The sequence below is a fragment of the Streptomyces sp. NPDC046909 genome (assembly GCF_040644695.1).
Taxonomy (GTDB): domain Bacteria; phylum Actinomycetota; class Actinomycetes; order Streptomycetales; family Streptomycetaceae; genus Streptomyces.
The window spans coordinates 255,219-279,108 of record NZ_JBEYXC010000012.1; the positions used below are offsets into that span (position 1 = coordinate 255,219).

A 23,890-nucleotide genomic window follows, 5' to 3' on the forward strand; every position below is an offset into this window, starting at 1 on the left:
GGACGGAGCCGGCCGTGAACCGGCCCGAACGGGAAGCCGCCGTACGCCATCTCATGGAGCAGGTGTCGCCGTCGGTGCCGCCGGATCTTCATACCGAGGTGGTGCGCCGGGGCAGCCGCATGCTGCGGCGCAGACGGGCGGCGCTACGGCTGATGTGGTTCGTGCTGTTCGCGGCGAGCGTGGCGTTCGTGGTGTGGGCGGTGACGGCCCGCCCGTGGGTGGAGCCGCCGTCGGAGACGACTCCACCCCTGACCGGCTGGTGACAGGCCCGTGGCGACCTGGCCGAGGCCTGTCGCGACGACCTGGCCGACGACCTAGCCGAGGGCCTGCTGGAGGTCCTCCAGCAGGTCGTCGACGTTCTCGATGCCCACGGACAGCCGTACGAGGTCGGCGGGGACCTCCAGGGCCGAGCCGGCGACGGACGCGTGCGTCATCCGGCCGGGGTGCTCGATCAGCGACTCGACGCCGCCGAGGGACTCGCCCAGCGTGAACACCTTGGCGCGGTTGCAGACCTCGACGGCCGCCTCCTCGCCGCCGTCGACCTGGAAGGAGACCATGCCGCCGAACGCCCGCATCTGCTTGGCGGCGACCTCGTGACCGGGGTGGTCCTCCAGGCCCGGGTAGAGGACCTTCGTCACGCGCGCGTGCCGGGTCAGCATGTCGGCGACCTTGGTGGCGTTCTCGCTGTGCCGGTCCATGCGCACCGACAGCGTCTTCGTGCCGCGCAGCACCAGCCAGGAGTCGAAGGGCCCGGCGACCGCGCCCATCGCGTTCTGGTGGTACGCCAGCTCCTCGCCGAGCGCCTCGTCGGCGGTGACCAGCGCGCCGCCCACCACGTCGGAGTGCCCGCCCATGTACTTGGTCAGGGAGTGCACCACGACGTCCGCGCCGAGCGACAGCGGCTGCTGCAGATACGGCGTGGCGAAGGTGTTGTCGACGACGAGCCGCGCGCCCGCGTCCCGGGCGATCTGCGCGACGGCGGCGATGTCGGTGATGCCGAGCAGCGGGTTGGAGGGGGTCTCCACCCACACGGCCTTGGTCTTGGGGGTGATGGCGGCCCGTACGGCGGCGGGGTCGCTGGTGTCGGCCACCGACCACTCGACGCCCCAGCGGGCGACGACCTTCGCGAAGAGGCGGAACGTGCCGCCGTACGCGTCGTTGGGGATGACCACGTGGTCGCCGGGGCTGAGGAGCGTACGCAACAGGCAGTCCTCGGCCGCCAGTCCGGACGCGAACGCGAGGCCGCGGCGGCCGCCCTCCAGGGCGGCGAGGTTCTCTTCCAGGGCGGTGCGGGTGGGGTTGGCGCTGCGGCTGTACTCGTAGCCGCCGCGCAGACCGCCGACGCCGTCCTGCTTGTAGGTCGAGACCTGGTAGATCGGCGGGACGACCGCACCGGTGAGGGGGTCCGCCGTGTTGCCCGCGTGGATGGCGAGCGTCTCGAAGTGCTGACTGATGTGCCTGTCGCTCATGAGGACCGAGCGTAGTCCGCTCGCGGGGCAGGCGTCGTACAGCGAGGCTCGAGAAGGGTTTTCCCCAGGTGCCCGGGGCTCGGGCCCGCGGCTCGGGAAGCGGAGTTATCCACAGGCCGGGGACCGGGTTGGCCAATTGTCGGAGGCGTCTGGAACGCTTGAGGCATGGAAATTCTCTGGGTCCTGATGGCAGTGGTCATGTTCGGCTTCGTGCTGCTGCCGGTCCTGCGGCGCAGGCGGGGCATGATCGAGCAGGTCCCGCCGGGCCACCCGGACGCCGCGGACCCCGCGGAGTACGGCTTCGCACGGCAGGAGGAGCTGGACGTCCGCATGCCCGGCCCCGACCAGGACCTGCTGGACGTCCTGGACCTGGTGCAGCGCACCCAGGACTACCGGGCGGCCTCCCAGCTGCTGGCCGGCACCGAGACCACGGGCGAACTGCGCTGGCAGCGTGTGCAGGCCTTCGCGGGCGCGGCCTCGCTGGAGCTGAAGCAGCGGCCGGGCGGGGTGAGCGAGTCGCCGGGCGGCCAGTGGCTGCGGGTGTGGCGGGCCGAGCAGCCCAAGGACGCAGGCGGCGCGGCCGTGCACGCGGAGTTCCTGGTGCAGCAGGCGTGGCGGACCTCGTCGCCGGGCACGGACGAGTTCCGGATCATCATGGAGGAGGCGAGGGCGGCGTGCGGCGAGGCGGCGCTGCTGGCCCCCGGTGACCCGATCCCGTACATCGTCGAGCTGTCGGTGGCCCGTGGACTGGCCTATCCCCGGGCCGAGTTCGAGCAGCTGTGGCTCAAGATCCTGGACCGCGCCCCGGCGCACATGGGAGCGCACCTGGCGGCACTGCACTACTGGTGCGAGAAGTGGCACGGCTCGCGTGAGCTGGCGATGTCCTTCGCGGAGGCCGCGGCGGCCCGCGCTCCGCAGGGTTCGTTGCTGGCGTCGATGCCGATGTTCGGGGTCTTCGAGCACCTGCCCGAGGTGAACCTGGTCAGCGGCTTCTACCAGAGCGAGGTCGTCACCAAGGCGATCCACGGCGCCCTGCACGCCGTGCACTCCGCCCGCCCGGACGACCCGATGCTCGCGCACGTACGGCACATGCTGGTCTTCTTCCTGGTCCGCGGCGAGCGCTGGGCGGAGGCCATGAACCAGCTCATACACATCGACGGCCACGTGGGCGCCCTCCCCTGGACCCTCTCCCCCGACCCGGCCGCCGAGTTCGCGGTCTACCGCGCGCTGGCGGTCGCGGGCTACGAGGCGAACGGCGGCAGCCCGGCGACGCTCCCGCACTGAGCGGGGTCCGCTGCGGAACGGGCGGTGGTGCCGGGAGACCGTGCCCGGTGCCGCCGGAGCCGCCGGTGCCGCACCTCTCGGCCCCTCGCTTTTTGACCTTGACACGGTGACAAGGCCTTCACTTCCTGTCGAGGAGGTGGTCTCGGTGACCATGACGGGACAGGAAGCCGATGTGAGCCGGGCGCTGCGAGGGCTGGAGGACGGCCGTTCGTCCGTGCGGCTGCGGGCCGCTCTGGAGGTCGGTTCGGCGCCGGATCCGCGGTTCGTCGGGGCGCTCGTCGACCGGTGTGCGGTGGAGCCCGAGTTCTTCGTCCGGGACATGCTGACCTGGGCGCTGACGCGCCACCCGGTGTCCGTGACGCTGCCCGTGCTGTTGGGCGAAGTGCGTTCGGAGCGGGCGCAGGCGCGGAGTCAGGCCTTGCATACGTTGTCCAAGATCGGGGATCGGAGGGCGTGGCCGGTGATCACGCCGGACCTGCTCGCCGACGCGGACGACGAGGTGGCGCGGAGTGCTTGGCGGGCCGCGGTCGTGCTGGTGCCGGAGGGCGAGGAGGGCGGGTTGGCCGAGGCGCTCGCCACGCTGCTGGGGCGCGGGGCGCGGGAGACGCAGCTGAGTCTGAGCCGGGCGCTGGTCGCGTTGGGCGAGGCGGCTGTGCCGGTGCTGCGTACCGCGACGGCGGTCCGTGACGCGGGGGTGCGTACGCACGCGATCGCCACGGAGCGGCTGCTGCGCGACCCGGACGCCGGGTTCGAGTCCGCGGTCGAGGAGGCGAAGCGCGTGGTGGCCCTCGGCGGGTCCGGCCCGGACGGGCAGCGGTAGCGGTAGCGGTAGCAGCGGCGAGGCGAGGCGAGAAGGACCCGTAGGTCAGACCGGCAGGAGGGACCACAGCACGTGTTGATCGGTGAGGTCGCCCGGCGGTCCGGGGTCAGTGCGCGCATGCTCCGGCACTACGAGTCGCTCGGGCTGCTGCGGCCCTCGGGGCGTACGGGCTCCGGGTACCGGGAGTACTCCGGTGACGACATCCGGCGGATCTTCCACATCGAGAGCCTGAGGTCGCTGGGACTGACGTTGCGGGAGATCGGGCGCGCGCTCGACGACCCCGGTTTCGAGCCCTCGGTGCTCGTCGACGACCTCATCCGTCAGACACGGGAACGCATCGCGGCCGAGACCGAGCTGCTCACCCGGCTCCGCCGGATCGGCGCCGCGGAACCCACCGGATGGGAGGACGTCCTCCAGGTCGTCGCCGTCCTCCAGGCACTGGGGTCGCAGAGCGCCGCCGCCCGCCAGCGCGCGGCCCTTTCCTCGGCCGACGAGATCCCCGTACCGGTGGAGGCCCTGGTCGAAGCGGTACTCAGGGAGGCGGAGCCGAATGTCGCAGGGGCCCTGCGCTGGGCGCTCGTGCGAGCCGTCAACGCGGACAGCGAAGGCGACGGGGGCAGGGGCAGGGACGGAGGCACAGACAGGGGCAGGGGCGGGAACAGGAGCGGTACGGCGACCGCCGCGGCGACCGCGACCGCGCTGCTCGCGGAGAGCCTCGGCTCCCCCGTGGCCGCTGTGCGCGAGCGTGCCGTCCGGTCCCTCGCCGAGATGCCCGGCGCCGAAGCCACCGCCCGGCTGCGGGACGCCCTCGCCGGCCCCGATGCGGTGGTGCGCGGCCACGCGGCACTGGCGTTGGGGACGCGTGGCGTGGCCGAAGCCGTACCGGGGCTTCTCGACATGGTCGTAGCGGGAAGGAACGACACCGAGGCGGCCGATGCGCTGAGCCTGCTGGCGGGCGAGACCGCGACGGCGGACCGGATCGCCGACGGGCTCGTCGACCGTCTCGCCCGGGCCCACCCCACCACGGAGGCACCCGCCCGCGTACGACTGACCCAGGCGCTGGCGGACATCCCCGGGAGCACGGCTTCCCGTGCCCTCAAGGAGCTGTCCCGGGACGAGGACCGTGCCGTCGCGCTGACCGCGGCGTATCTGCTTCAGCTGCGCGACGCACGGTGAGGTGGGTGAGGTGTCTCAGGTCCCCCGGCTGTGTCGGGCTCAGCCCTCGGTGCGGGCGGGCAGTCGCCAGCCCGGCCGCGGGAAGTGGCAGGTGTAGCCGTCGGGGTAGCGCTGGAGGTAGTCCTGGTGCTCGGACTCGGCCTCCCAGAAGGGGCCGACCGGCTCCACCTCGGTGACGACCTTGCCGGGCCACAGGCCGGAGGCGTCGACGTCCGCGATCGTGTCCTCGGCGATGCGCTTCTGCTCGTCGTCGACGTAGTAGATCGCCGAGCGGTAGCTGAGGCCGATGTCGTTGCCCTGGCGGTTCTTGGTGCTCGGGTCGTGGATCTGGAAGAAGAACTCCAGGAGCGCGCGGTAATCGGTCTGCGCGGGGTCGTAGAGGATCTCGATGGCCTCCGCGTGCGTGCCGTGATTGCGGTACGTCGCGTTCGGCACATCCCCGCCGGTGTAGCCGACCCGGGTCGCCGTCACGCCCGGGAGGCGGCGGATCAGCTCCTCCATGCCCCAGAAGCACCCGCCCGCCAGCACGGCCCTCTGCGTCTGCCCAGCCATCACGGCCTCCATCTCCAGTCTGCTCGATCACTCGGGCCACGTCCGCCCCCACACCACCGGCACGGCGGGCCCACCCCCCTCAACGTACGAGGGTGCCGGGCGATTCCAGGCCCGCACGCTGTATGCCAGGGAATGCGCGCTGTACGCCATGGAAGAACCGCGACACAGGATCCGTGATCGGTGCGGTCCATTCGGAATCCACGATCACCGTCTGTCAGGCGTACTCCCCGGCCCTCGGCCTGCCCGCCACGCAGGAGGGCCGCTTCCCGGCGGCGTAGAGGCGCACCAGATGGTGCGTCGCTGCGGCTGGGGCACGAAGGAAGGCCGGGGCACCGGACCTGCGCCTCCAGCCCCCGTGGACAGTCTCCATCCGCCACGCGACTGCTGCCGCAGGAACGCCCCTACCCCACCGCGGAGGAGCTGCTCGCGCACCTCCAGTAAATTCCGCGAAGTAAGCCGTACCGCAATGAACCTCAGACTGATCAATTTGAGCTAAAAGCGGTCATCGCGCACGGAGTTGTTGTCCTTCCGCTTACGGTCGCGGCTTGTCGGCCTGTTTGTGCCGACGCCAGAAAGGCCGATATCGAACTGGTCGATATCAGGCAGAGGGGGATGACCGTGGCACCACAACACTCAGCGGTTCAGGTCCGGGTGAACGAAGGCGTTCTATGGGTGGCCGGCGAGGCCTATCCGCTGCGCAACATTTCGCACGTCGGACAACGCAGGCTGGAAGTCGACAAGAAAGCCGCCTGGAAGAAATTCATCGTACGGACGCTCATCCTCCTGGTGTTCGGCTCCTTCATGGCCGCCGGCGGCGGAACCCCGGGCACGCTGATCTGGCTCGCGGTGGAGGCACTGCTGGTCTGGCGGCTGGTCAACGCCCTCGGCAAGCCGACCCTGTACGGCCTGGTCCTCAACACCTCCGGTACGCAGCGCGACGCCGTGTGGTCCACCGACCCCGCCGAGATCGAGCACCTCGTCATCGAGATCACCAAGGCCATCGGCCACCCGGACATCGCCCAGGTGACGTACAACGTGCAGCACGCCGTGCAGGGAGACCTCATCCAGCAGTACGGCGCCGGAAGCGTCGGCAAGGCGACCCACAACGGCTCCGGCAACATCGTGGCGTCATGAGCGGCGACCACATCCAGCAGTACGGCGCCGGCAGCATCGGCAAGGCCGAGCACACCGGCTCCGGAGACATCGTGGCCGGCGGCAAGAACGTGCGGGGCCCGGAGCCCGACACCCGCGCGATCGACGAACTGCTGAGGGAAATCCAGAAGCTGAGGCCGCATCTCGACGAGAGCGACCGAGCCGAGGTCGACGCCTCCGTCGAAGAACTCAACGAGGGCCCTTCCGAGGAACGCTTCAACAAACTCCTCCGAGGAATCGCCGGAATCGCCACGGTCATCGGAGAAACGGGAGCACCGGTAATCCTCGCCATCAGGGCACTGCTGGGCACTTCCTGAACCCCGAAATGCCCACTTCCTGAACCTCGAAATGCCCAAGCGCGTAAGCATCTGAGCGACCGATCGGCTAAGCGCCAGGCGCCGTGGCAAGCCAGAAACGCAGCACTCCGGCGCGTTCGTCCTCGAAGACACCTCCGCACGCCTCGATCACCTTCCTCGACGCATGGTTGTCCGCGTCACAGGTGAGCAGTGCGGAGGTGACGCCCAGATCGCGTGCCACGGGAAGTGCCGCCCGGAGCATCGCGGCGGCATGACCGCGGAGCCGGGCGGAGGGGCGCACGTTGTAGCCGATGTGGCCGCCGCACTCCGCCAACTCGGGCGTCAGGGCATGGCGGATCATGAGTCTGCCCAGGTAGGTAGCGCCCTCGACGAACCAGAGGTCGGTACGGGGGACATCGGCGCCCGGGACGTCGTCGCGGGCCTGGGCGGCTCGGACGGTCTCGACGTACGCCGCGAACGCGAGCGGGTCGTGCTGCGCGGCGGAGTGTTCCCGAAGGAACCGGCCCTCCGCGGACTCGTCACCGGGACCGCCCCGCCCCTCGGCCCGGAACTCGGCCATGGCTTCGACGAACGACACCTGCACGGACACGTCAGGACTGATCAGCTGCGGCATCGGACCATCGTGCCGAACGATCGCCCGAAGGCCCAGGGATCATGGAAGCGTGACCGACAAAACGCCCGCTGCCCTCTCCCCCTACCAACAAGCCCTCCGCGAACGGCTCCTGGCCGTCCCCGTACTGCCCGCCCCCGCACCCTGGCGGCCGGTCTTCGCACCCTGCGCACCGGTCGGCGGTCTCCTCGGGATCGGGTTCGGGTCGCACCCCGGTACCGGTCATGATCTGGTGATGGTCGTGTCCCACAACGGGATCGGCCTCTTCGACGCCGTCACCGGGGAGCGGGTCGCCCGGGAGCCGGACGCCGATCCCTATCCCGAGGACGGACCGGAAGGGGCGGCGCCCGAGCTGACGTACCCGGGGCCGGGGCCGCTGGCCGGCACCAGGGTCGCCGTCGCGGGGCTGTTCGGTGGGGGGCTCAACTCCACCAGCGGTGACGGCTGGTCCGTCGACGTCGTCGCCCCGGCCTGGCCCAACGAGCGGGTGCTGCTCTCCCACGGCAGCGGACTGCCGCACCCCGGTCCGCACGGCGAGCGGTGGTGGCATGTCTTCCACTCCCACTACTCCGAACTCCGCGCGACCGGCTTCTCCCCCTCCGGACAGACCCTCGCCGTAGCCACCAGCAGCGACCTGACCCTGTGGACCCGCCGCCCGCCCAAATGACCTGCGCACGCTACAGATCGGGGCAGTGCTCGTCGGTTCCCTTCGCGATCTGCCCCCTCGTGTCGTTCACCGTGACGGTCGTCGAGTCCAGATCCTGCCGGCTGAGCAGATACGCCCGCGCGGCGGTGCAGATCACCTGACGCACCGCGAGGGACGACAACGACCCGTACCAGGGAAGCTCGACCGACACCCGACCGTCCCACCCGGTCACCTCCACCCCCTTGGCGGACTCCGTCGGCTCCCCCGACCCCGTCGGCTCCGCCGAGTCCACCGCCTCCGCCGGGGTCGGCAAGACCGTCGCCGAATTCCATATGTCCGGGCGCAGTGGGGGCAGCAGCGTGCCCAGACCCTTCCGCCGCTCCTGCGAGGTCGGCCCCTGGAACAGCGTCTCGACGGCCGCCGTGAGATCACCGGCCTGGGCAACGGTCCGCGGTACGACGACCAGCGCCCCGTCCCGCACGAAGTAGACCGGCGTGGTCGCCGGGACCCCGCTCGCGGGCCCGCCCGCCTCCACCACCCCGGTCGCGGGGATGTCACAGGAGGTGAGCGCACACCCCACCACGATCGCCAGCGCCCCGACCCGAAGCACCCGCACCCACACCCGCCTCGGGCGCCTCGATACCCGTCTCACGACACCCCTTCCGACGTCAACTCATCACGTCTCAGCGGTAGTTCTACGGTGAACACGGCGCCGCCCGCCGGCCGGTTCGCCGCGCGGATCGTGCCGCCGTGCATCCGTACGTTCTCCTCGGTGATCGCCAGCCCCAGCCCGCTGCCCTCGGTACGGGTCCGCGCGCTGTCCGACTTGTAGAACCGCTCGAAGACGTACGGCAGCACGTCCTCGGGAATCCCGGGCCCGCTGTCCGCCACCTCGATGACCACGGACCTCACCGCCGACCCCGCCATCGAGCCCACTTCCGACCCCACCTCCGAATCCCCGCCACTCCCCACCAACCGCACCCGCACCGGCCGCCCCCCATGCCGCAACGCGTTCCCCACCAGATTCGCCACGACCACATCCAGCCGCCGAGGATCCACCCGCCCCCGAAGCTCGTCCGGCCCCGGCAGTTCCGTCTCCACCGCGTCCGCCCACCCGCGGGACGCGATCGTGCGGCGTATCGACTCGGCGAGGTCGATCTCGTCGAGGTGCAGTTCCGCCGCGCCCGCGTCGAAGCGGGAGATCTCCATCAAGTCCTCGACGAGACGGGCGAGTTTGACGGTCTCCTCGCTGATGAGCCGTACCGCGGTGGCCGTGTCGGTGTCGAGGTGGGCGGCTTCCTCGTCGAGGACGTCGGTGACGGCCGACATCGCGGCGAGCGGGGTGCGCAGTTCATGGGAGACGTCCGCGACGAAACGCCGGGCCCGTGCCTCCATGGCGCGCAGTTCGGCGACGGACTTCTCCAGCGCGGCGGCGGTCTCGTTGAACGTGTGGGAGAGATCGGCGAGTTCGTCGGAGCCGTTGACGTCGAGCCGGGTGTCGAGATGCCCCTCGGCGATGCTGCGGGTCGCGCCGCGCAGGGCCCGGACCGGCCGCAGTACGCCCCGCGCGGCGAGGAGGGCGAGGAGGACGGCGACACCGAGAGCCGGGACGGTCGCCCGCTCCACGGCGGTGACCAGGGCGTCCACTGCGGCCTGTTCGCTCGTCTGCGGCACGGTGAGGAAGACATGGATCCCGGTCTGCACGGGCGCGCCGCCGGGCGGTGCGGCGAAGAGGATCGACATGCCGACGACCAGGGACGTACGTCCGTCATGGCGCACCCGCTGGAACACGGTGGCCATCTTGGAGTCGACGGCCGCGCGCACGTCCGGCGTCAGTTCATCGAACGGGTCGCCCGGGACCGAGGTTTCGGCGATGTCGTCGTACGTGACCATGACCCGCCACGTCCCCGACGCCTCGGCGCCCGCCACGTCCCTCGCGAACTGGCGCAGGGCCGGCCGGCTCGGGGGATAGCTCAGGTCGGGCGCCAACCTGCCGACCTGGCCCCGGAGTTGGGCGATCACCGTGTCCTGGCTCTGCTTGAGGACGCCGTTGCGGGCCTCCCTGAAGGTCAGGGCGCCGGTCGTCGTGGTGGCGAGAACGGCGACGAGCCCGAACGCGACGACAAGCCGTATCCGCAGGCCACGTACGGGAATCCGGATCCCGAGCCGCTTGCGCAACCCTCGCCCCGAAAGCCCCCGCCCCGAAAGCCGCAGCCGCATCCCCGTACGTGCCCCCGGCCCCATCCCCATCCCCGACCCCGGCCGCCGTACACCCCTCACCGCGACGCGAACCGATAACCGAAGCCGCGCACGGTCTGGATGTAGCGGGGATCGCGCGGCGGATCCCCCATCTTCGCGCGCAGTCGCTTGACGCAGGCGTCCACCAGCCGGGCGTCCCCGTGATAGCTGTGCTCCCAGACCGCCTCCAGCAGCTGCTGTCTGCTGAAGACCTGCCCCGGCGAGGCGGAGAGGGTCAGCAGGAGCCGGAGTTCGGAGGGGGCGAGCGCGACCGGCGTACCGGCGAGGGTGACGGTCAGCCCGGCGCGGTCGATGGCCAGGTCGCCGTGGGTGTCGATCCGGGGCAATCCACCGTCCCCTCCACCCACGCCACCCACTCCACCGACCCCACCCGTTCCGTTCGTCCCGCCGGCCCGGCGCAGTACGGCCCGGATACGGGCGTTCAGCACATGGGCTTTCACCGGCTTGACGACGTAGTCGTCGGCGCCCGCCTCCAGTCCCACCACGATGTCGACGTCGTCGCCGCGCGCGGTCGCCATGACGATGGGCAGGGTCTGGTCGACGGAACGGATGCCACGGCACACGTCGAGGCCGGTCATGCCGGGGAGCATCAGATCGAGGACGACGACGTCGGGCCGGAAGGTGGTGAGGTGCGCCATGCCGTCCTCCCCGCTCGCGGCGGCGGCGACCTCATGGCCCTGACGGCGCAGCGCCAGGGCGACCCCTTCGCGTACGGCGCGGTCGTCTTCGATGAGCAGAACTCGTGGCATGGGCTCAGTATCCGGATTTCATACGTCCGTTCGGGAATCTGTTACCGGATGATCACACTGGCCTCCATCGGCCCCTTCGTTATCGTCTCGTTATCATCTGGGCCAGGTCCGATCACATGGCGGTCACAACCTGTCCCACCATGACCGCGCACAAAGCAAAAGCCTCCCGATCCCGTCGTAGCGGTGGTCGTAGGCGCACCCGCAGCCGCCGTCACCCACGAGGGCGTGTCTGGGCGGGCCTGGCCGCGCTGGCCGTGCTGGGCGCGGCGGGGTTCGTGGCCGTGGACCGTTCGTCGTCGCCGGTGAAGACGGAGACGGAGGCCGGGGAGAAGACGGGGGCCGGGGAGAGGAAGACCCCGTCCGCGACCAGCTCCACCCAGCGCGCCAAACCCGCCCCCGCCTCTTCCCCCTCCACCTCCCCCTCTCCCTCCCAGACCCCCACCCACAGCCCGTCCCCCTCTTCCTCCCCCTCCTCCACCTCCACGCCCACCATCCCCGCGAACGGCCCCGGCACCTTCGTCACCGCGTCCGGCGGGAGCCCCAAGGTCGGCGCCGGAAAGTCCCTGCGCCGCTACCGCGTCGAGGTCGAGACGGGCCTCGCCCTCTCCACCTCCGACGTGGCCGAACAGGTGGACGCGATCCTGGCCGACCCCCGGGGCTGGACGGCGGACGGCATCCACTCCTTCCAGCGGATCTCGTCCGGGGCCGCCGACTTCGTCGTCAAGGTCGCGACCCCGGGCACCGTCGACCGGATCTGCGCGACGCAGGGGCTGGACACCGGGGGCGAGTACAACTGCAGCGTGGGTACGAACGTCATGGTCAACCTCAAGCGCTGGGAGCTGGCCACGAAGTACTACGCCGACGACGTCCGCACCTACCGCGGCCTGATCATCAACCACGAGGTAGGCCACTTCCTCGGCCACAACCACGTCACCTGCCCCGGCCCCGGCAAGCCCGCCCCGGCGATGATGCAGCAGATCAAGGGCCTCAAGGGCTGCGTCCCCAACGTCTGGCCCTACGACGCCGAGGGCAACCCCATCACCGGCCCGGCCGCGCCCTGACCCCGCCGACCGCCCATCACGCTCACCCGGCGTCCGTCAGCTTCTTCACCTGCGCCTCGACGATCGCCTCCGGCACGACGGCCGGCTCCGAACCCTCCGCCCCACGCGGCCGGTTGAACTCGGTGAACATGGCGACGGTGGCCCCCTGCCGCACGGCCAGCACGGTGTAGGGAACCCGGATGGGCTCCTCGTCCCCGGTGTCCGGCACGACTTGGGTGAGCCGCACGGAGACGGACTCGTCACCGTATCCGGGGTCGTCCCGCAACTCGACGTCCTCGTAGGCGAATTCCGCCGTGACGTCCTCGAAGGCCTCGCACTCCTCAGCGGCGGAACGGAGTTCGGCGATCACCTTCGCGGCGTCCTGGTCCCTGTGCGACGAGAGAATCATGTGCGCCCCGGACCCGCTGTCCTCCTTCGAGGAGACCATCCGCCCCACCCGCGCGACAGCGTCGTACCCACTGCTTCCCCCCAACGCCTGGGCGACGGGCGTGCATTCGGCCGGATCAGCGGTACGCCGCGACGCCGCCGTGGCGGACAGCACCTTCTCGATGCCGTACCCGGCGAGGTCCGAGGAGGCGACCGTCGCCTTCTCAAGCTCCGCCGCACTCAACGGCTCCGCCTTCACCACGGCCACCTCGGCCGAGGAGTCACCCCCGGACCCACACCCGGCCAGCACCAACACCCCCGAGACCACCCCGACCGAAACCCCACCCCAAGCCCACCGACCCACCATCGCCCCCACCCGCACCACCCGTTCCCCACCTCGGCATCGGGCAGCAGCGTAGATCGTCAGCCGCGTTCGAGCAGGGCCATTACGGGATCGGGGGCCTTGCAGTTCACCTCGCGCCGATTCGGTCAGGCCCCCACCCAGGGCGGTCTTTGACAAGCGCGCCCATCACTGCGGAGGCTCCCGGCATGGACGTCCGCGTAGAGATCGCACATCAGGCAAGCCAGGAACTCCTGGACGCCTTCGCCCGGTTGCTACCCCAGCTCTCGGCGACGGCGAATCCGCTCGACCGGGGCGCCGTCGAGCGGCTGGTCACGAGCGACGTGAACACCGTGCTCGTCGCCCGCGCCGCCGAGGGGATCGTCGGCACCCTGACCCTCGTGCTGGTGCCGCTGCCGTCCGGCCTGCGCGGGCGCGTGGAGGACGTCGTCGTGGACGATGCCGCGCGCGGCCGGGGCATCGCCGGGCTCCTCATCCAGGAGGCCCTGCGGATCGCCCGCGAGGCGGGTGCCCGGACCGTCGACCTGACGTCACGGCCGGACCGGGAAGCGGCGAACCGGCTCTACGAGCGGCTCGGTTTCCATGCCCGCCGGTCGACGGTGTACCGCGTCGCCGACGTGTGACGCCTGACGCCCGACCTCAACTCCCGCTGCCGTACGGCCTGGTCAGGATCTCCAGTCGGTGGCCGTTCGGGTCGTCGAAGTAGGTTCCCCGACCACCGTCGTTGTGGTTGATGGCGCCCTCGTGGCGGTGGAAGGGGTCCGCCCAGTACGTCAGACCCCGCGCCTGGACGCGGGCGAAGATCGTGTCGAAGTCGGTCTCCGAGACCAGGAAGGCGTAGTGCTGCGGGGTGATGGGGTCGGTGGTGTCCATGTAGTCGAGGGTCACGCCGTTGGGGATCTCCACCGGGATGAACGGGCCGTACTGGGGGCTGACCTTCAGTCCCAGGAGGTCGGCGAGGAACTGGGCCGACGCGTGCTTGTCGTGTGCGGAGACGATCGTGTGGTTCAGCTCGACGGTCATCGTGGGCCTCCTCACGGTCCAACATACTCCGGCACCAGATAAGGTGAGGCTTGCCTTAGCAACACCCCCCACAGCACCCCCACCGGAGCAGTCGTGCGCGCACTGAGAATCAAGGCCCTCCTGGCCACCACCGTCATCGGAGGGCTGCTCGTCGGCTGCTCCTCCACTGACAGTGGCAGTGACAGTGCGAAGAAGCAGGACAGCTCGCGCAACAACGTCATCGGCGCCTCGGGAGACCAAGGCCCCTCCGCCGCCCCCAGCACCCTCACCGACGGCATGGGCTCCGACCAGGACACCGACGGCACCTTCCCCCGCACGGTCACCCACTTCAAGGGCGAGACCACCCTGAAGACCGAGCCGAAGAAGATAGCCGTCCTCAGCACCGGCCAGCTCGACGACCTGCTCACCCTCGGCGTCGTCCCCACCGCCACCACCCGCGCCGACAACGCCGGCCTGGTCCCCGACTACCTCGCCGACGCCTTCCCGGCCGACAAGGCGAAGCTCGCCGCCATGACCGACGCGGGCACCCGCCAGGCCCCCAACCTCGAATCCCTCGCCGCCGCGAAGCCCGACCTGATCCTCGCCAACGACTCCCTCGGCGACCTCTACCCCAAGCTGTCGAAGATCGCCCCCACGGTCATCACCGCCGGCAACGGCATCAACTGGAAGCGCGATCTGCTGCTGGTCGGAGACGCGGTCGGCAAGGGACAGGCGGCCCAGTCCCTGCTGGATGACATCGTTGCCGACGCCAAGAAAAAGGGTGACGTGATCGACGGCGAGGCGACCGACACCGCCCCCACCGTCTCCATGGTCCGCTTCACCCCCGACCGCACCCGTATGTTCGGCGTCTCCTCCTTCACCGGCTCGATCGCCGTCGACATGGGCCTCTCCCGCCCCGAGTCCCAGCGGTTCAACGCCATTTCGGAGGACATCGGCCCGGAGAGCGTCGACACCGCCGACGGCGACTGGATCTTCTACTCCGTCCAGGGCGACGCGAAGAAGACCGACGCCGCGAGCATCCTCGCCGGCCCGCTCTGGAAGTCCATGAAGGCCGTGAAGGCGGGCCACGCCGTGCAGGTCGACGACGACCCCTGGTACCTCAACGCGGGCCCCACCGCCGCGCGCCTCGTCGTACGACAACTCGCCGAGCACATCGGCAAGTGACCACCCGAACCGCCCGACTCGCCTGGCCGGCGGCCGTCCTCGCGGTCGCCGCCGCGGCGCTCCTCAGCCTCGCCGTCGGCACCCGCCCGATCCCCCCGTCCGCCGTCCTCGACGCCCTCCTCCACGCCGGCGGCTCCCCCGACGCCCTGGTCGTACGCTCCCTGCGCCTCCCCCGCACCGAGGTCGGCCTGACGGCGGGCGCCGCGCTCGGCCTCGCGGGCGCCGCGCTCCAGGGCGTCACCCGCAACCCCCTCGCCGACCCCGGCATCCTCGGCCTGAGCCAGGGCGCGGCGGCCGGCGTCGTCATCGCCATCGCCCTCGGCCTCGCGAACGGCTTCTCCGGCTACGTCTGGTACGCCTTCGCCGGAGCCATCACGGCCGCCTGCCTGGTGTACGCCATCGCCGCCCGCGGCCGGGACGGCGCCTCCCCCGTGAAACTGGCCCTGGCCGGCACGGCGTTCTCGGCGATGACAGCCGGCGGCACGACCGTCGTCCTCACCTCCAGCTCAGCCACCCTCGACCAGTTCCGCTTCTGGCAGGTGGGCGCCCTGAGCGGCCGCGACGCCGACACCGTCGTACGCATGCTGCCGTTCCTGTGCACGGGGGCCGTCCTGGTACTGGCCTGCGCACGCGGCCTCGACGCCCTGGCCCTCGGCGACGAGACGGCCCGCGCGCTGGGCCACCGAGTGCATCTCGTACGGGCCTCCGCGGCACTCGGCGCGACGCTGCTGACGGCGGCGGCGGTCGCCGCGGCGGGCCCCATCGCCTTCGTCGGCCTCGCGGTACCGCACCTGGCCCGCCGCCTGGTCCGCGGCGGCCATCGCGCCGTACTGCCCCTGTCCGCCCTGCTCGGAGCCGCACTGCTGCTCGGCGCCGACGTGGCGGGCCGGGTGGTGCGGGCCCCCGCGGAGGTACCGGCCGGGGTCATGACGGCACTGGTCGGGGTGCCGGTGCTGGTGGTTCTCGTACGACGGAGAGGCGCGGTCGTATGACGACACGGACCGTGCTCCGGCCCACCCCCACCACGTCCCTCGTCCTCCACCGCCGCTCCGCCGCCGTGGCCGTCGTACTCCTCCTGCTCCTGGCGACAGCCATGCTCGCCTCCGCCTGCCTCGGCCAGACGTACGTCTCCCCCGCCGAGGTCTGGCACACCCTGCGCACCGGAACAGGACCGCACGAACTGGTCGTAGGAGAACTCCGCGTCCCCCGTATCGTCCTCGGCGCCCTGGTCGGAGCCGCCCTGGGACTGTCGGGAGCCCTGATCCAGACCGTCACCCGCAACCCCCTGGCCAGCCCCGACGTGATCGGCGTCGGACACGGCGCCGCCGCCGCGACCGTGCTGGCCCTGGCCACCGGGGCCGTCACCACCCCCGGCTCCCTCCCCCTCATCTCCGTCACCGGCGGACTCGCGGCCGCCGCGCTCGTCTACGCCCTCGCCTGGCGCCACGGCATGCAGCCCAGCCGCTTCGTCCTCACCGGCGTAGGAATCGGGGTGGCGCTGTCGGCCGTCGTCCAGCTCTACCTCACGGACAGCGAGCTGGAGGCGGCCGAGCAGATCAAGCTGTGGCTGACCGGAAGCCTGAACGGCCGCGGCTACGAACAGGCGGGGCCCCTGGCCGCCGTACTCCTCCTGTCCCTCCCCGCCCTCACCTGGGCGAGCCGCGCGATACGCCCCCTCGGCCTGGCCCCGGACACCGCCGCCGCACTCGGCGTACGGGTGGACCGGACACGCCTGGCCCTCACCGTCCTCGGCGTCACCCTCGCCGCCACCGCGACCGGAGCCGCCGGCCCCATCGGCTTCATCGCCCTCACCGCCCCTCAACTCGCCCGAAGACTCACCAGAACCCCCCAACTCCCCTTGCTCAACACGGCGTTGACAGGCTCCGTCATCCTCGTCACCGCCGACCTCGCGGCCCGCACCCTCGTACCGCCCCTGGAGATCCCGGTCGGCGCCCTCACGGCCCTCGTCGGCGGCCCGTACCTCCTGTGGCTGCTGGGCCGCCGCACGGAGACGGCACGCTGAGGGCCCCGGAGCAGTGCGGCTCCGGGGCCCTCGGTGACAGGGCCTGTCCAGCTGGACAGGCTTTATGGCGTCGGCGTCAGATCGTCGCCGTGTCGATCACGAACCGGTACCGGACATCGCTCGCCAGCACCCGCTCGTACGCCTCGTTGATCTCGTCGGCGCGGATCAGCTCGATCTCGGCGCCGAACCCGTGCTCGGCGCAGAAGTCCAGCATCTCCTGGGTCTCCGGGATGCCGCCGATGCCGGAGCCGGCGAGGGTCTTGCGGCCGCCGATGACGGAGAAGAGGTTGAGCTTGACGGGCTCCTCGGGGGCGCCGACGTTGACGAAGGCACCGTCCGTCTTGAGCAGGGAGAGGTAGGCGTCGAGGTTCAGGGGCGCGGAGACCGTGGACAGGATGAGGTCGAAGGTGCCCGCGAGCTCCTTGAAGGTCTCCTCGTCGCTGGTGGCGTAGTAGTGGTCGGCGCCCAGCTTCAGGCCGTCGTCCTTCTTGCGCAGCGACTGGGAGAGGACGGTGACCTCGGCGCCCAGCGCGTGCGCGATCTTGACGCCCATGTGGCCGAGGCCGCCCATGCCGAGGATGGCGACCTTCTTGCCGGGACCGGCGTTCCAGTGCTTGAGCGGGGAGTACGTGGTGATGCCGGCGCACAGGAGCGGCGCGGCCTCGTCGAGGGAGAGGCCCTCCGGGATGCGGACGACGTAGTTCTCGTCCACGACGATCTTCTCGGAGTAGCCGCCGTACGTGGGCTCGCCGTCCTTGCCGACGGCGTTGTACGTGCCGGTCATGCCGCCGCCCGTGCAGTACTGCTGGAGGCCGGCCTTGCAGTTGTCGCACTCGCGGCAGGAGTCGACCATGCAGCCGACGCCCACCCGGTCGCCGACGGCGTACTTGGTGACGCCGGGGCCGACCTCGGAGACGATGCCCGCGATCTCGTGGCCGGGGACCATCGGGAAGATGGCGGTGCCCCAGCCCTCGCGGGCCTGGTGGATGTCGGAGTGACAGATACCGGCGAACTTGATGTCGATCAGGACGTCGTACTCGCCGACCGGGCGTCGCTCGATGGTGGTGCGCTCCAGCGGAGCCTTCGCGGCGGGGTCGGCGTACGCAGCAACGGTGGTCATGCCGGGGTTCTCCTAGCGTGGTGTCGCACCCGGCCGCCTTCTGACCGGGTACGACGACCAGCTTGCCGGAGCCGGGGCCGTTCACCCAGGTCACGCCTCTGCCTACGTCCACTGTTCCTACTACTGGCGGGGTCAGGATGGTGAGCGTACGACCGTGAATACTTGAGGCATGGACCAACGCCCCGAACCCGTACAGGAGCCCACGCCCGGCGGTGCTCTGGACCGGCGTGCCGAGCTCAGCGAGTTTCTGCGCACCCGGCGGGCCCGGCTGCGCCCTGAGGACGTGGGGCTGCCGGTCTTCGGGCGGCACCGCCGGGTCCCGGGGCTGCGGCGCGAGGAGCTGGCGCAGCTGGCGGGCGTCTCGGTGGCGTACTACACGCGTCTCGAACAGGGCAACGGCCGGAACGTCTCCGCGGAGATCCTCGACTCGATCGCCCGCGCCCTGCGCCTCACGGACGCCGAGCACGCCCACCTCACGCACCTCGCGAAGCCGAAGCAGCACAAGAAGAAGCCGGCCGGGCGCAGCCAGCAGGCCCGGGGCCCGCTGCTGCACCTGCTGGACGCGATGGACGGCATCCCCGCGTACATCGGCGGCCGGCGCTCGGACATCCTCGCGTGGAACCGGATGGCCGCGGCGGTCTTCGGCGACTGGTCCCAACTCCCGCCGCAGGACCGCAACTGGGCCCGGATGGTCTTCCTCCGCCCGGAATACCGGGACCTGTTCGTGGAGTGGGACCAGAAGGCCACCGACATCGTCAGCTTCCTCCGCATGGACGCCGGCTGCCACCCCGACGACCCGCGGCTGTCCGCGCTGGTGGGCGAACTCTCCGTGAAGAGCGAGGAGTTCAGGCGCCTGTGGGCCACCCACGACGTCAAGGAGAAGGGCTACGGCGTCAAACGCCTCCACCACCCCCTGGTCGGCGAGCTCTCCCTCCACTTCGAGTCCTTCCGCCTCCCCGACGACAGCGAACAGACCCTGATCACCTACCACGCGGAACCCGACTCCCCCTCGGCGGAGGCGCTCCGCCTGCTGGCGAGCTGGGGCACGGACGCGACCAGGGCGGGTAAGGGGTCGGCGGCGCCGCAGGGCTGACCGTCACCCCTGATACGGCGGTGCGGCCCCCCACCCCCACCGCGGCACCGGCTGCTCGGCCGGCGGCTTGGCGTCCGGCCCGGAGAAGTACACGGCGAGCCGCGTACCCCACTCCACATACGCGAGGAACGCCGACCGGAACTCGGCGTCGGTCGGAAGACCGGCCTCGTCGGCGGCGTCCTGGATCAGATTCACCCACCGACGGCGCTGCGCCTCGGTGATCCCCCGCCCCATGTGCTTGGCGACCATGTGCCCGTGCCCGCCCTGCGTCTCGGAGTACCCGGGCGGCCCACCGAACACCTCGACGAGCCACAGCGCGACATGCTGGGCATGCTCGGGCGCGAGCCCGTCAAAGACGGGAGCCAGCAGCTCGTCCTTGACCACCTTCTCGTAGAACACGGACGTCAACCGCCCGAAGGCCTCGGCCCCGCCCGCCCACGCATACAACGTCGGCACGGCCGCCCCCTCCCCCCGCACCGTCGTCGGCTTGTAGTGCCGCATCTCCTCGATGTCGGCGATGTACGGCCGGATCTCGGCGAGGAAGTCGGGAAACAGCTCCGACTCCCGGAACCCTTCCAGATGATCCTCGGTAGAGGTCCAGGTGATACGCAGGACGTAGTGCGCGAAGTCCTCCTCACAGCGCGCCAGTTCATAGTCCACACACTGCGGCGCCACCGCGAGCTGCGCGGCGGCCCGCGTATAGGCGGCGAGAAACTCCGCCGAACGGTCTTCAGGGATGCGGTACCGGATGTATTCCACCGTGTGAGCCGTCATGCCCCCACACAAGCACGGAAGTGCGGTTCAAACGTAGAGGAAGCTCTCTCCGGTGCCTGACCGTCCGAGCCCGAAGGCTTCGAGCGACTTGTCCCTCTCTACGCGCCGATCGAATGCGCGGAGAGCCGCCAGCCCGGCAGGTGGCAGGAGATCCTTCAGACCGTCGATGACCTTGCCGAGTGAAGTGCCGATCAGAGAGGCGCTGTCATTGATGGCGGAGAGCACGAACAGGTTGTCGCGGTAGTCCTGAAGTCGCCCTTCTGCCATGCCTACGCCGACAACCCCGCGCCGCAGATCGGTAAGGGCCCCGGTGCGAACCGCCATCGACGCCATGCGCTGTCCGTAGGCGCTCAGGACCCCGGCAGTCCGGTCGCCCACCGCATCGAGCATGCCCTCCCGTCCGGCGGCGGTCCCTCCCATATAAGCGAGGACGACGGCTTCGACCTCGGCGTCCAGGGGGTGCGGGAGCTTCACCCCCAGATAGCCGTTGAAGCGACGGTCGCGCAGGCGGGAGACCAAGCCGGCCTGGTTGCTTGCCATTTCGCACATCCTCACAGTGCCGCTCGAAGAACCCGAAGAACCTGTCGGCCCCCAGCCTGCCCTCACTCGGCGTCCGTGATCCCGAGATCCACGCGCATCACATGGCGCATGGTCCACAGCGCGTCCCACACGGTGTTCATCCGCTCCCGCGCCGACGCCGTGTCCTCGCCCTGTTCCGCCGTGCCCGTGTCGAGGCGCATGAGGAGGCCGTAGAGGTCGCCGAGGTGGCGGTTGGCGGTGCTGGCCGCCGCCATCACGGGGTCGGGGAGCTGCATCGTGGCCTCGGCGTGGCGGAGGCGGTGGTCGCGGCGGGCCCGGTCGAGGTCGGCGCGGAGGTCGTCGGTGACCTCGTCGCGTTCCAGGGCGTGGAGGATTTTCGTCATCACGTTGAGGAGGTCCCTGGTGCCGGCGTTGAGGGTGCCGTAGCAGGTACGTCTCGCCTCCAGGCGGGTCTGGCGCGCGGCGTGTTCGCGTTCGTCGGACTGGAGTTGGCGGGTGTGCTGCCACTCGCGGTCCCTCGCCCGGTTGGCGCTGCGCTGGGTGAGGAGGCCGGAGGCGAGGGTGCCGCCGATGCCAAGTACCGCGATCACGATCTGACTGACGGAACTGCCCATACCGACCCCGTTCCCGATCCCCCTGAGGGCATTACGCGCACCCCCGCTGACAGCCTCATCCGGGCTCGCCCCTGGCCCACGTACAGCCTTCTCATCGTTCTCTTATTTCAGGCTTATCCAGTCATCACGCGCCGTCCCTACCTTGCGGGCATGTTCTTCACCTACCTGAGGCGCGAGCTGCGCCGCCGCAGAAAGGCGGCCCTCGTCGTCGCCTCCGGGCTGGCGCTCGGTATCGCGCTGGTCATCGTGGTCAGTTCCGTGTCGTCCGGCATGGGCAAGGCCCAGGACAAGGTGCTCCAGTCGCTGTACGGACTGGGCACCGACATGACCGTCACCAAGGCGGCCGCGGCGCCCAGCGCCAACAGCTCCGAGCGTCCGCGCTTCAACTTCGACGCACAGGACAGCGACTCCGACGAGGAGCAGAGCAGCGACCGTGTGATGGTCCAGGGCTTCCAGACCCTGGCGACCTCGACCGTCACCAAGGTCGGCAAGCAGTCCGGCGTGTCCGACGCCGTGGGCGGGCTGAGCCTCCAGGTCATCAAGGTCAGCGGTCAGTTCACCCGCGGCCAGTTCCAGCAGAACGACAACGGCGGCCAGCAGGGCGGCCCCGGCGGAGCGGGCGGCGGCACCGGCCAGCCGCAGGGCGAAGTACAGGGTGGCGGCGCCAACTTCGACGTCAACAACTACTCCGTCTTCGGCACCGACGTCACCGAGCCGGCCCTCGGCCCGCTGACCTCCTCGAAGATCACCAGCGGCCGTACCTTCAAGACCACCGAGACCAACGCCAAGGTCGTCGTGGTCGACTCGGCGTACGCCAAGGAGAAGAAGTACAAGGTCGGTTCGACCATCACCATCAAGAGTGTCAAGTACAAGGCGATCGGCATCGCCACCGCCAGCAGCGGTGACGCGGCGGCCAACCTCTACATCCCGCTCCAGCAGGCGCAGACGCTCAGCGACTCGAAGAACAAGGTCACCACGATCTACGTCAAGGCGACCGACTCGCAGAAGATCGACTCCGTCAAGTCGACCATCCAGAAGAACATCTCGGGTACGACGGTGACGACCTCCGCCGACCTCGCGGACACCGTCTCCGGCTCCCTCTCCACGGCCTCCTCCCTCGCCACGAACGTCGGCAAGTGGCTGTCCATCGCGGTGCTCGTCGCCGCGTTCCTCGTCGCCGGTCTGCTCACCTCCTCCGCGGTGTCCCGCCGCGTGCGCGAGTTCGGCACGCTCAAGGCCCTCGGCTGGCGTTCGGGCCGGGTGACCCGGCAGGTCGTCGGCGAGGCGATGGTCAACGGGCTCGTCGGCGGTGCGCTCGGTATCGCGCTCGGACTCGCGGGGGCGTACGTCGTCACCGCGATCAGCCCGACGCTGGAAGCCCAGTTGGGCGGTGGCACCGGTGGCGGTGGCGGCGGTATGGGCGGCGGCCCCGGCGGCGGTGGCATGGGCGGCGGTCCCGGTCGCCAGGCAGCGCAGTCCCTGGAGGTCGCGCTCACGGCTCCGGTCAGTGTGACGACCATCGCGACGGCGGTGGGGCTCGCGGTGGCGGGCGGCCTGATCGCGGGCGCGTTCGGTGGCTGGCGGGCGTCGAGGCTGCGCCCGGCGGACGCACTGCGCCGCGTCGAGTAGCGATCACTTTTTCGGCCGACGGCCGCACGAGGGCTTTAAGGGGCGCGGGGCCTTGTCAATTTGCGGCTCCGCCGCGTGGGCGCGACAAGCCCCCGCCGGCCCGCAGCCGACCAACAACAGGAGCCACCCACCATGTACGAACTCAAAAGCGTCACCAAGCGCTACACCCGAGGCAAGGAAACCGTAGACGCCCTCGCCGGCATCGACCTCACCATCGCCGACGGGGACCGCCTCGTCATCCAGGGCCCCACCGGCGGCGGCAAGTCCACCCTGCTCCAGATGCTCGGCGGCCTCGACCGCCCCACCGGCGGCGAAGTCGTCCTGGACGGCACCGACTTGGCCAAGCTGTCCGAGGCCAAGCTCACCAAGGTCCGCAGCGAGAACATCGGTTTCGTCTTCCAGTCCTTCAATCTCATCCCGACGCTCACCGCACAGGAGAACGTCGAGACGGCTCTCGTACCGCTCGGCGTCAAGGTGAAGGAGCGCCGCGAACGGGCCGCCGAGGCGCTGAAGTCCGTCGGCCTCGGCGAACGCCTCGGACACCTCCCCGGTGAGATGTCCGGAGGTCAGCAGCAGCGCGTCGCGATCGCCCGCGCACTCGTGAAGAACCCCAAGGTGCTGCTCGCCGACGAGCCCACGGGCAACCTCGACGAGTCGATGCGCGACGAGATCATGGACGTACTCGAACGCATGTGGAAGGAGCTCGGGCTGACCTTCATCATGGTCACGCACGACTCTGCGATCGCGAAGAAGGCCCCGCGCCTTGCGACCATCCGCAAGGGGAAGATCACGGTCAAGGAGAACGCGAGTTCGTAGTTTCGACGCGTTTCAACGCGTTCCGACGACCGTGCGCGCGCCGGTATATGACCGGCTCGTAACAGTCCTTTGCTGTGCGTCACCTGTCTATTGAGGTGCCTGATCACCCCCCGGCATACTGCGTATTCCGGGGGGTGCACGCGCAGGCGTACGGGACCGCCCCCGGCCGGGTGAACGGGGAAATTCACCTGGACCTTCTGCAAGGGGGAAACTTGCGCAGACAAGTGAAAAGAGTTTGTGCTGCCAGCGTTGCCACGGCAGCAGCGGTCGCT

The 23,890-nt window shown here is 70.4% G+C and carries 27 protein-coding genes and 1 pseudogene; 16 read left to right on the forward strand and 12 right to left on the reverse strand.

Translation table 11 applies throughout. The features are described 5' to 3' along the window. Positions 1–14 precede the first annotated feature (14 nt). Complete coding sequence (locus ABZ928_RS35100) at positions 15–263, forward strand: hypothetical protein (protein ID WP_361527852.1); 249 nt, start codon at positions 15–17, stop codon at positions 261–263. A gap of 51 nt (positions 264–314) precedes the next feature. Here the strand turns inward: ABZ928_RS35100 and ABZ928_RS35105 are convergent, their stop codons facing one another. Beyond that, complete coding sequence (locus tag ABZ928_RS35105) at positions 315–1,469, reverse strand: cystathionine gamma-synthase (protein ID WP_361527854.1); 1,155 nt, start codon at positions 1,467–1,469, stop codon at positions 315–317. Positions 1,470–1,634: 165 nt separating this feature from the next. Here ABZ928_RS35105 and ABZ928_RS35110 point away from each other — a divergent pair, with 165 nt between their 5' ends. From ABZ928_RS35110 to ABZ928_RS35120, 3 genes are all read left to right on the forward strand, one after another. Further along, positions 1,635–2,753 carry a hypothetical protein gene (locus tag ABZ928_RS35110; RefSeq protein WP_361527856.1) on the forward strand — a complete coding sequence of 373 codons (1,119 nt, stop codon included), beginning with the start codon at positions 1,635–1,637 and terminating at the stop codon, positions 2,751–2,753. A gap of 151 nt (positions 2,754–2,904) precedes the next feature. After that, positions 2,905–3,573 (forward strand): HEAT repeat domain-containing protein, encoded by a 669-nt coding sequence (locus ABZ928_RS35115; protein ID WP_361527858.1) that lies wholly within the window; start codon positions 2,905–2,907, stop codon positions 3,571–3,573. Positions 3,574–3,645: 72 nt separating this feature from the next. Next, positions 3,646–4,749: a MerR family transcriptional regulator gene (locus ABZ928_RS35120; protein ID WP_361527860.1), complete on the forward strand. Its 1,104-nt coding sequence runs from the start codon at positions 3,646–3,648 to the stop codon at positions 4,747–4,749. Positions 4,750–4,788: 39 nt separating this feature from the next. On the opposite strand, the gene msrA is transcribed toward ABZ928_RS35120, so the two are convergent. Continuing rightward, on the reverse strand, positions 4,789–5,301 hold the full coding sequence (msrA, locus tag ABZ928_RS35125) for a peptide-methionine (S)-S-oxide reductase MsrA (protein ID WP_361527861.1): 513 nt from the start codon (positions 5,299–5,301) through the stop codon (positions 4,789–4,791). 148 nt (positions 5,302–5,449) lie between these two features. On the opposite strand from msrA, the pseudogene ABZ928_RS35130 reads away from it, so the two are divergent. From ABZ928_RS35130 to ABZ928_RS35140, 3 genes and pseudogenes are all read left to right on the forward strand, one after another. Continuing rightward, a pseudogene (locus ABZ928_RS35130) lies at positions 5,450–5,576 on the forward strand (DUF4291 domain-containing protein); the annotation flags it as partial. Between the two features lie 337 nt (positions 5,577–5,913). Beyond that, complete coding sequence (locus tag ABZ928_RS35135; RefSeq protein ID WP_361527863.1) at positions 5,914–6,435, forward strand: DUF6232 family protein; 522 nt, start codon at positions 5,914–5,916, stop codon at positions 6,433–6,435. Beyond that, positions 6,432–6,770, forward strand: a complete 339-nt coding sequence (locus ABZ928_RS35140) for a hypothetical protein (protein ID WP_361527865.1) — start codon at positions 6,432–6,434, stop codon at positions 6,768–6,770. Before ABZ928_RS35135 ends, ABZ928_RS35140 begins: the two co-directional genes overlap by 4 nt. Before the next feature lie 67 nt (positions 6,771–6,837). On the opposite strand, the gene ABZ928_RS35145 is transcribed toward ABZ928_RS35140, so the two are convergent. Further along, entirely contained in the window at positions 6,838–7,383 is a 546-nt protein-coding gene (locus tag ABZ928_RS35145) for a GNAT family N-acetyltransferase (protein ID WP_361527867.1), read from the reverse strand. 49 nt (positions 7,384–7,432) lie between these two features. Between ABZ928_RS35145 and ABZ928_RS35150 the strand changes: the two genes are divergently transcribed. Beyond that, positions 7,433–8,047 carry a hypothetical protein gene (locus tag ABZ928_RS35150; RefSeq protein ID WP_361527868.1) on the forward strand — a complete coding sequence of 205 codons (615 nt, stop codon included), beginning with the start codon at positions 7,433–7,435 and terminating at the stop codon, positions 8,045–8,047. Positions 8,048–8,057: 10 nt separating this feature from the next. On the opposite strand, the gene ABZ928_RS35155 is transcribed toward ABZ928_RS35150, so the two are convergent. From ABZ928_RS35155 to ABZ928_RS35165, 3 genes are read right to left on the reverse strand one after another with little or no spacing between them, the layout of a single operon-like run. Next, positions 8,058–8,642 carry a hypothetical protein gene (locus ABZ928_RS35155; RefSeq protein ID WP_361527870.1) on the reverse strand — a complete coding sequence of 195 codons (585 nt, stop codon included), beginning with the start codon at positions 8,640–8,642 and terminating at the stop codon, positions 8,058–8,060. A 32-nt stretch (positions 8,643–8,674) separates the two neighbouring features. After that, positions 8,675–10,246, reverse strand: a complete 1,572-nt coding sequence (locus tag ABZ928_RS35160) for a HAMP domain-containing sensor histidine kinase (RefSeq protein ID WP_361527872.1) — start codon at positions 10,244–10,246, stop codon at positions 8,675–8,677. A 56-nt stretch (positions 10,247–10,302) separates the two neighbouring features. Beyond that, positions 10,303–11,034 (reverse strand): response regulator transcription factor, encoded by a 732-nt coding sequence (locus ABZ928_RS35165; RefSeq protein ID WP_361527874.1) that lies wholly within the window; start codon positions 11,032–11,034, stop codon positions 10,303–10,305. Between the two features lie 140 nt (positions 11,035–11,174). On the opposite strand from ABZ928_RS35165, the gene ABZ928_RS35170 reads away from it, so the two are divergent. Beyond that, positions 11,175–12,095, forward strand: coding sequence for a DUF3152 domain-containing protein (locus tag ABZ928_RS35170; protein ID WP_361527876.1), 921 nt, complete (start codon positions 11,175–11,177; stop codon positions 12,093–12,095). Between the two features lie 22 nt (positions 12,096–12,117). Here ABZ928_RS35170 and ABZ928_RS35175 read toward each other — a convergent pair whose 3' ends face one another. Further along, positions 12,118–12,705 (reverse strand): hypothetical protein, encoded by a 588-nt coding sequence (locus tag ABZ928_RS35175; protein WP_361527878.1) that lies wholly within the window; start codon positions 12,703–12,705, stop codon positions 12,118–12,120. A gap of 305 nt (positions 12,706–13,010) precedes the next feature. On the opposite strand from ABZ928_RS35175, the gene ABZ928_RS35180 reads away from it, so the two are divergent. Beyond that, positions 13,011–13,445 carry a GNAT family N-acetyltransferase gene (locus ABZ928_RS35180; RefSeq protein WP_361527880.1) on the forward strand — a complete coding sequence of 145 codons (435 nt, stop codon included), beginning with the start codon at positions 13,011–13,013 and terminating at the stop codon, positions 13,443–13,445. 16 nt (positions 13,446–13,461) lie between these two features. On the opposite strand, the gene ABZ928_RS35185 is transcribed toward ABZ928_RS35180, so the two are convergent. Further along, a complete protein-coding gene (locus ABZ928_RS35185) occupies positions 13,462–13,845 on the reverse strand; it encodes a VOC family protein (protein ID WP_361527882.1) in 384 nt (127 codons plus the stop codon). Between the two features lie 93 nt (positions 13,846–13,938). Here ABZ928_RS35185 and ABZ928_RS35190 point away from each other — a divergent pair, with 93 nt between their 5' ends. The 3 genes from ABZ928_RS35190 to ABZ928_RS35200 are packed head-to-tail and all read left to right on the forward strand — an operon-like array spanning position 13,939 to position 17,032. Continuing rightward, complete coding sequence (locus ABZ928_RS35190; RefSeq protein ID WP_361527884.1) at positions 13,939–15,009, forward strand: iron-siderophore ABC transporter substrate-binding protein; 1,071 nt, start codon at positions 13,939–13,941, stop codon at positions 15,007–15,009. Then, on the forward strand, positions 15,006–16,001 hold the full coding sequence (locus ABZ928_RS35195; RefSeq protein WP_361527886.1) for an iron ABC transporter permease: 996 nt from the start codon (positions 15,006–15,008) through the stop codon (positions 15,999–16,001). The genes ABZ928_RS35190 and ABZ928_RS35195 overlap by 4 nt, the downstream gene beginning before the upstream one ends. After that, positions 15,998–17,032 carry an iron ABC transporter permease gene (locus ABZ928_RS35200; RefSeq protein ID WP_361527888.1) on the forward strand — a complete coding sequence of 345 codons (1,035 nt, stop codon included), beginning with the start codon at positions 15,998–16,000 and terminating at the stop codon, positions 17,030–17,032. Before ABZ928_RS35195 ends, ABZ928_RS35200 begins: the two co-directional genes overlap by 4 nt. Before the next feature lie 76 nt (positions 17,033–17,108). Here the strand turns inward: ABZ928_RS35200 and ABZ928_RS35205 are convergent, their stop codons facing one another. Next, positions 17,109–18,152 (reverse strand): NAD(P)-dependent alcohol dehydrogenase, encoded by a 1,044-nt coding sequence (locus ABZ928_RS35205; protein ID WP_361527890.1) that lies wholly within the window; start codon positions 18,150–18,152, stop codon positions 17,109–17,111. Between the two features lie 169 nt (positions 18,153–18,321). On the opposite strand from ABZ928_RS35205, the gene ABZ928_RS35210 reads away from it, so the two are divergent. Then, a complete protein-coding gene (locus ABZ928_RS35210) occupies positions 18,322–19,245 on the forward strand; it encodes a helix-turn-helix transcriptional regulator (RefSeq protein ID WP_361527892.1) in 924 nt (307 codons plus the stop codon). A 3-nt stretch (positions 19,246–19,248) separates the two neighbouring features. On the opposite strand, the gene ABZ928_RS35215 is transcribed toward ABZ928_RS35210, so the two are convergent. The 3 genes from ABZ928_RS35215 to ABZ928_RS35225 all read right to left on the reverse strand — a co-directional run bounded on the left by ABZ928_RS35215 (position 19,249) and on the right by ABZ928_RS35225 (position 21,173). After that, positions 19,249–20,019, reverse strand: a complete 771-nt coding sequence (locus tag ABZ928_RS35215) for an antibiotic biosynthesis monooxygenase (RefSeq protein WP_361527894.1) — start codon at positions 20,017–20,019, stop codon at positions 19,249–19,251. A gap of 27 nt (positions 20,020–20,046) precedes the next feature. After that, positions 20,047–20,559 (reverse strand): hypothetical protein, encoded by a 513-nt coding sequence (locus tag ABZ928_RS35220; RefSeq protein WP_361527896.1) that lies wholly within the window; start codon positions 20,557–20,559, stop codon positions 20,047–20,049. Positions 20,560–20,621: 62 nt separating this feature from the next. Continuing rightward, positions 20,622–21,173, reverse strand: a complete 552-nt coding sequence (locus ABZ928_RS35225) for a hypothetical protein (RefSeq protein WP_361527898.1) — start codon at positions 21,171–21,173, stop codon at positions 20,622–20,624. Positions 21,174–21,323: 150 nt separating this feature from the next. Here ABZ928_RS35225 and ABZ928_RS35230 point away from each other — a divergent pair, with 150 nt between their 5' ends. Both ABZ928_RS35230 and ABZ928_RS35235 read left to right on the forward strand, forming a co-directional pair. After that, positions 21,324–22,802, forward strand: coding sequence for an ABC transporter permease (locus ABZ928_RS35230; protein WP_361527900.1), 1,479 nt, complete (start codon positions 21,324–21,326; stop codon positions 22,800–22,802). A 132-nt stretch (positions 22,803–22,934) separates the two neighbouring features. After that, positions 22,935–23,618: an ABC transporter ATP-binding protein gene (locus tag ABZ928_RS35235; protein ID WP_361527902.1), complete on the forward strand. Its 684-nt coding sequence runs from the start codon at positions 22,935–22,937 to the stop codon at positions 23,616–23,618. The last annotated feature ends 272 nt before the right edge of the window (positions 23,619–23,890 follow it).

What these genes read in the sequence shown, in the direction of transcription:
- ABZ928_RS35105 (WP_361527854.1), bottom strand. Translation starts at nt 1,469, where the DNA reads ATGAGCGACAGGCACATCAGTCAGCACTTCGAGACGCTCGCCATCCAC.
- ABZ928_RS35110 (WP_361527856.1), top strand. Translation starts at nt 1,635, where the DNA reads ATGGAAATTCTCTGGGTCCTGATGGCAGTGGTCATGTTCGGCTTCGTG.
- ABZ928_RS35115 (WP_361527858.1), top strand. Translation starts at nt 2,905, where the DNA reads ATGACGGGACAGGAAGCCGATGTGAGCCGGGCGCTGCGAGGGCTGGAG.
- msrA (WP_361527861.1), bottom strand. Translation starts at nt 5,301, where the DNA reads ATGGCTGGGCAGACGCAGAGGGCCGTGCTGGCGGGCGGGTGCTTCTGG.
- ABZ928_RS35135 (WP_361527863.1), top strand. Translation starts at nt 5,914, where the DNA reads ATGACCGTGGCACCACAACACTCAGCGGTTCAGGTCCGGGTGAACGAA.
- ABZ928_RS35140 (WP_361527865.1), top strand. Translation starts at nt 6,432, where the DNA reads ATGAGCGGCGACCACATCCAGCAGTACGGCGCCGGCAGCATCGGCAAG.
- ABZ928_RS35145 (WP_361527867.1), bottom strand. Translation starts at nt 7,383, where the DNA reads ATGCCGCAGCTGATCAGTCCTGACGTGTCCGTGCAGGTGTCGTTCGTC.
- ABZ928_RS35160 (WP_361527872.1), bottom strand. Translation starts at nt 10,246, where the DNA reads ATGCGGCTGCGGCTTTCGGGGCGGGGGCTTTCGGGGCGAGGGTTGCGC.
- ABZ928_RS35165 (WP_361527874.1), bottom strand. Translation starts at nt 11,034, where the DNA reads ATGCCACGAGTTCTGCTCATCGAAGACGACCGCGCCGTACGCGAAGGG.
- ABZ928_RS35170 (WP_361527876.1), top strand. Translation starts at nt 11,175, where the DNA reads ATGACCGCGCACAAAGCAAAAGCCTCCCGATCCCGTCGTAGCGGTGGT.
- ABZ928_RS35180 (WP_361527880.1), top strand. Translation starts at nt 13,011, where the DNA reads ATGGACGTCCGCGTAGAGATCGCACATCAGGCAAGCCAGGAACTCCTG.
- ABZ928_RS35185 (WP_361527882.1), bottom strand. Translation starts at nt 13,845, where the DNA reads ATGACCGTCGAGCTGAACCACACGATCGTCTCCGCACACGACAAGCAC.
- ABZ928_RS35200 (WP_361527888.1), top strand. Translation starts at nt 15,998, where the DNA reads ATGACGACACGGACCGTGCTCCGGCCCACCCCCACCACGTCCCTCGTC.
- ABZ928_RS35205 (WP_361527890.1), bottom strand. Translation starts at nt 18,152, where the DNA reads ATGACCACCGTTGCTGCGTACGCCGACCCCGCCGCGAAGGCTCCGCTG.
- ABZ928_RS35210 (WP_361527892.1), top strand. Translation starts at nt 18,322, where the DNA reads ATGGACCAACGCCCCGAACCCGTACAGGAGCCCACGCCCGGCGGTGCT.
- ABZ928_RS35215 (WP_361527894.1), bottom strand. Translation starts at nt 20,019, where the DNA reads ATGACGGCTCACACGGTGGAATACATCCGGTACCGCATCCCTGAAGAC.
- ABZ928_RS35220 (WP_361527896.1), bottom strand. Translation starts at nt 20,559, where the DNA reads ATGGCAAGCAACCAGGCCGGCTTGGTCTCCCGCCTGCGCGACCGTCGC.
- ABZ928_RS35225 (WP_361527898.1), bottom strand. Translation starts at nt 21,173, where the DNA reads ATGGGCAGTTCCGTCAGTCAGATCGTGATCGCGGTACTTGGCATCGGC.
- ABZ928_RS35230 (WP_361527900.1), top strand. Translation starts at nt 21,324, where the DNA reads ATGTTCTTCACCTACCTGAGGCGCGAGCTGCGCCGCCGCAGAAAGGCG.
- ABZ928_RS35235 (WP_361527902.1), top strand. Translation starts at nt 22,935, where the DNA reads ATGTACGAACTCAAAAGCGTCACCAAGCGCTACACCCGAGGCAAGGAA.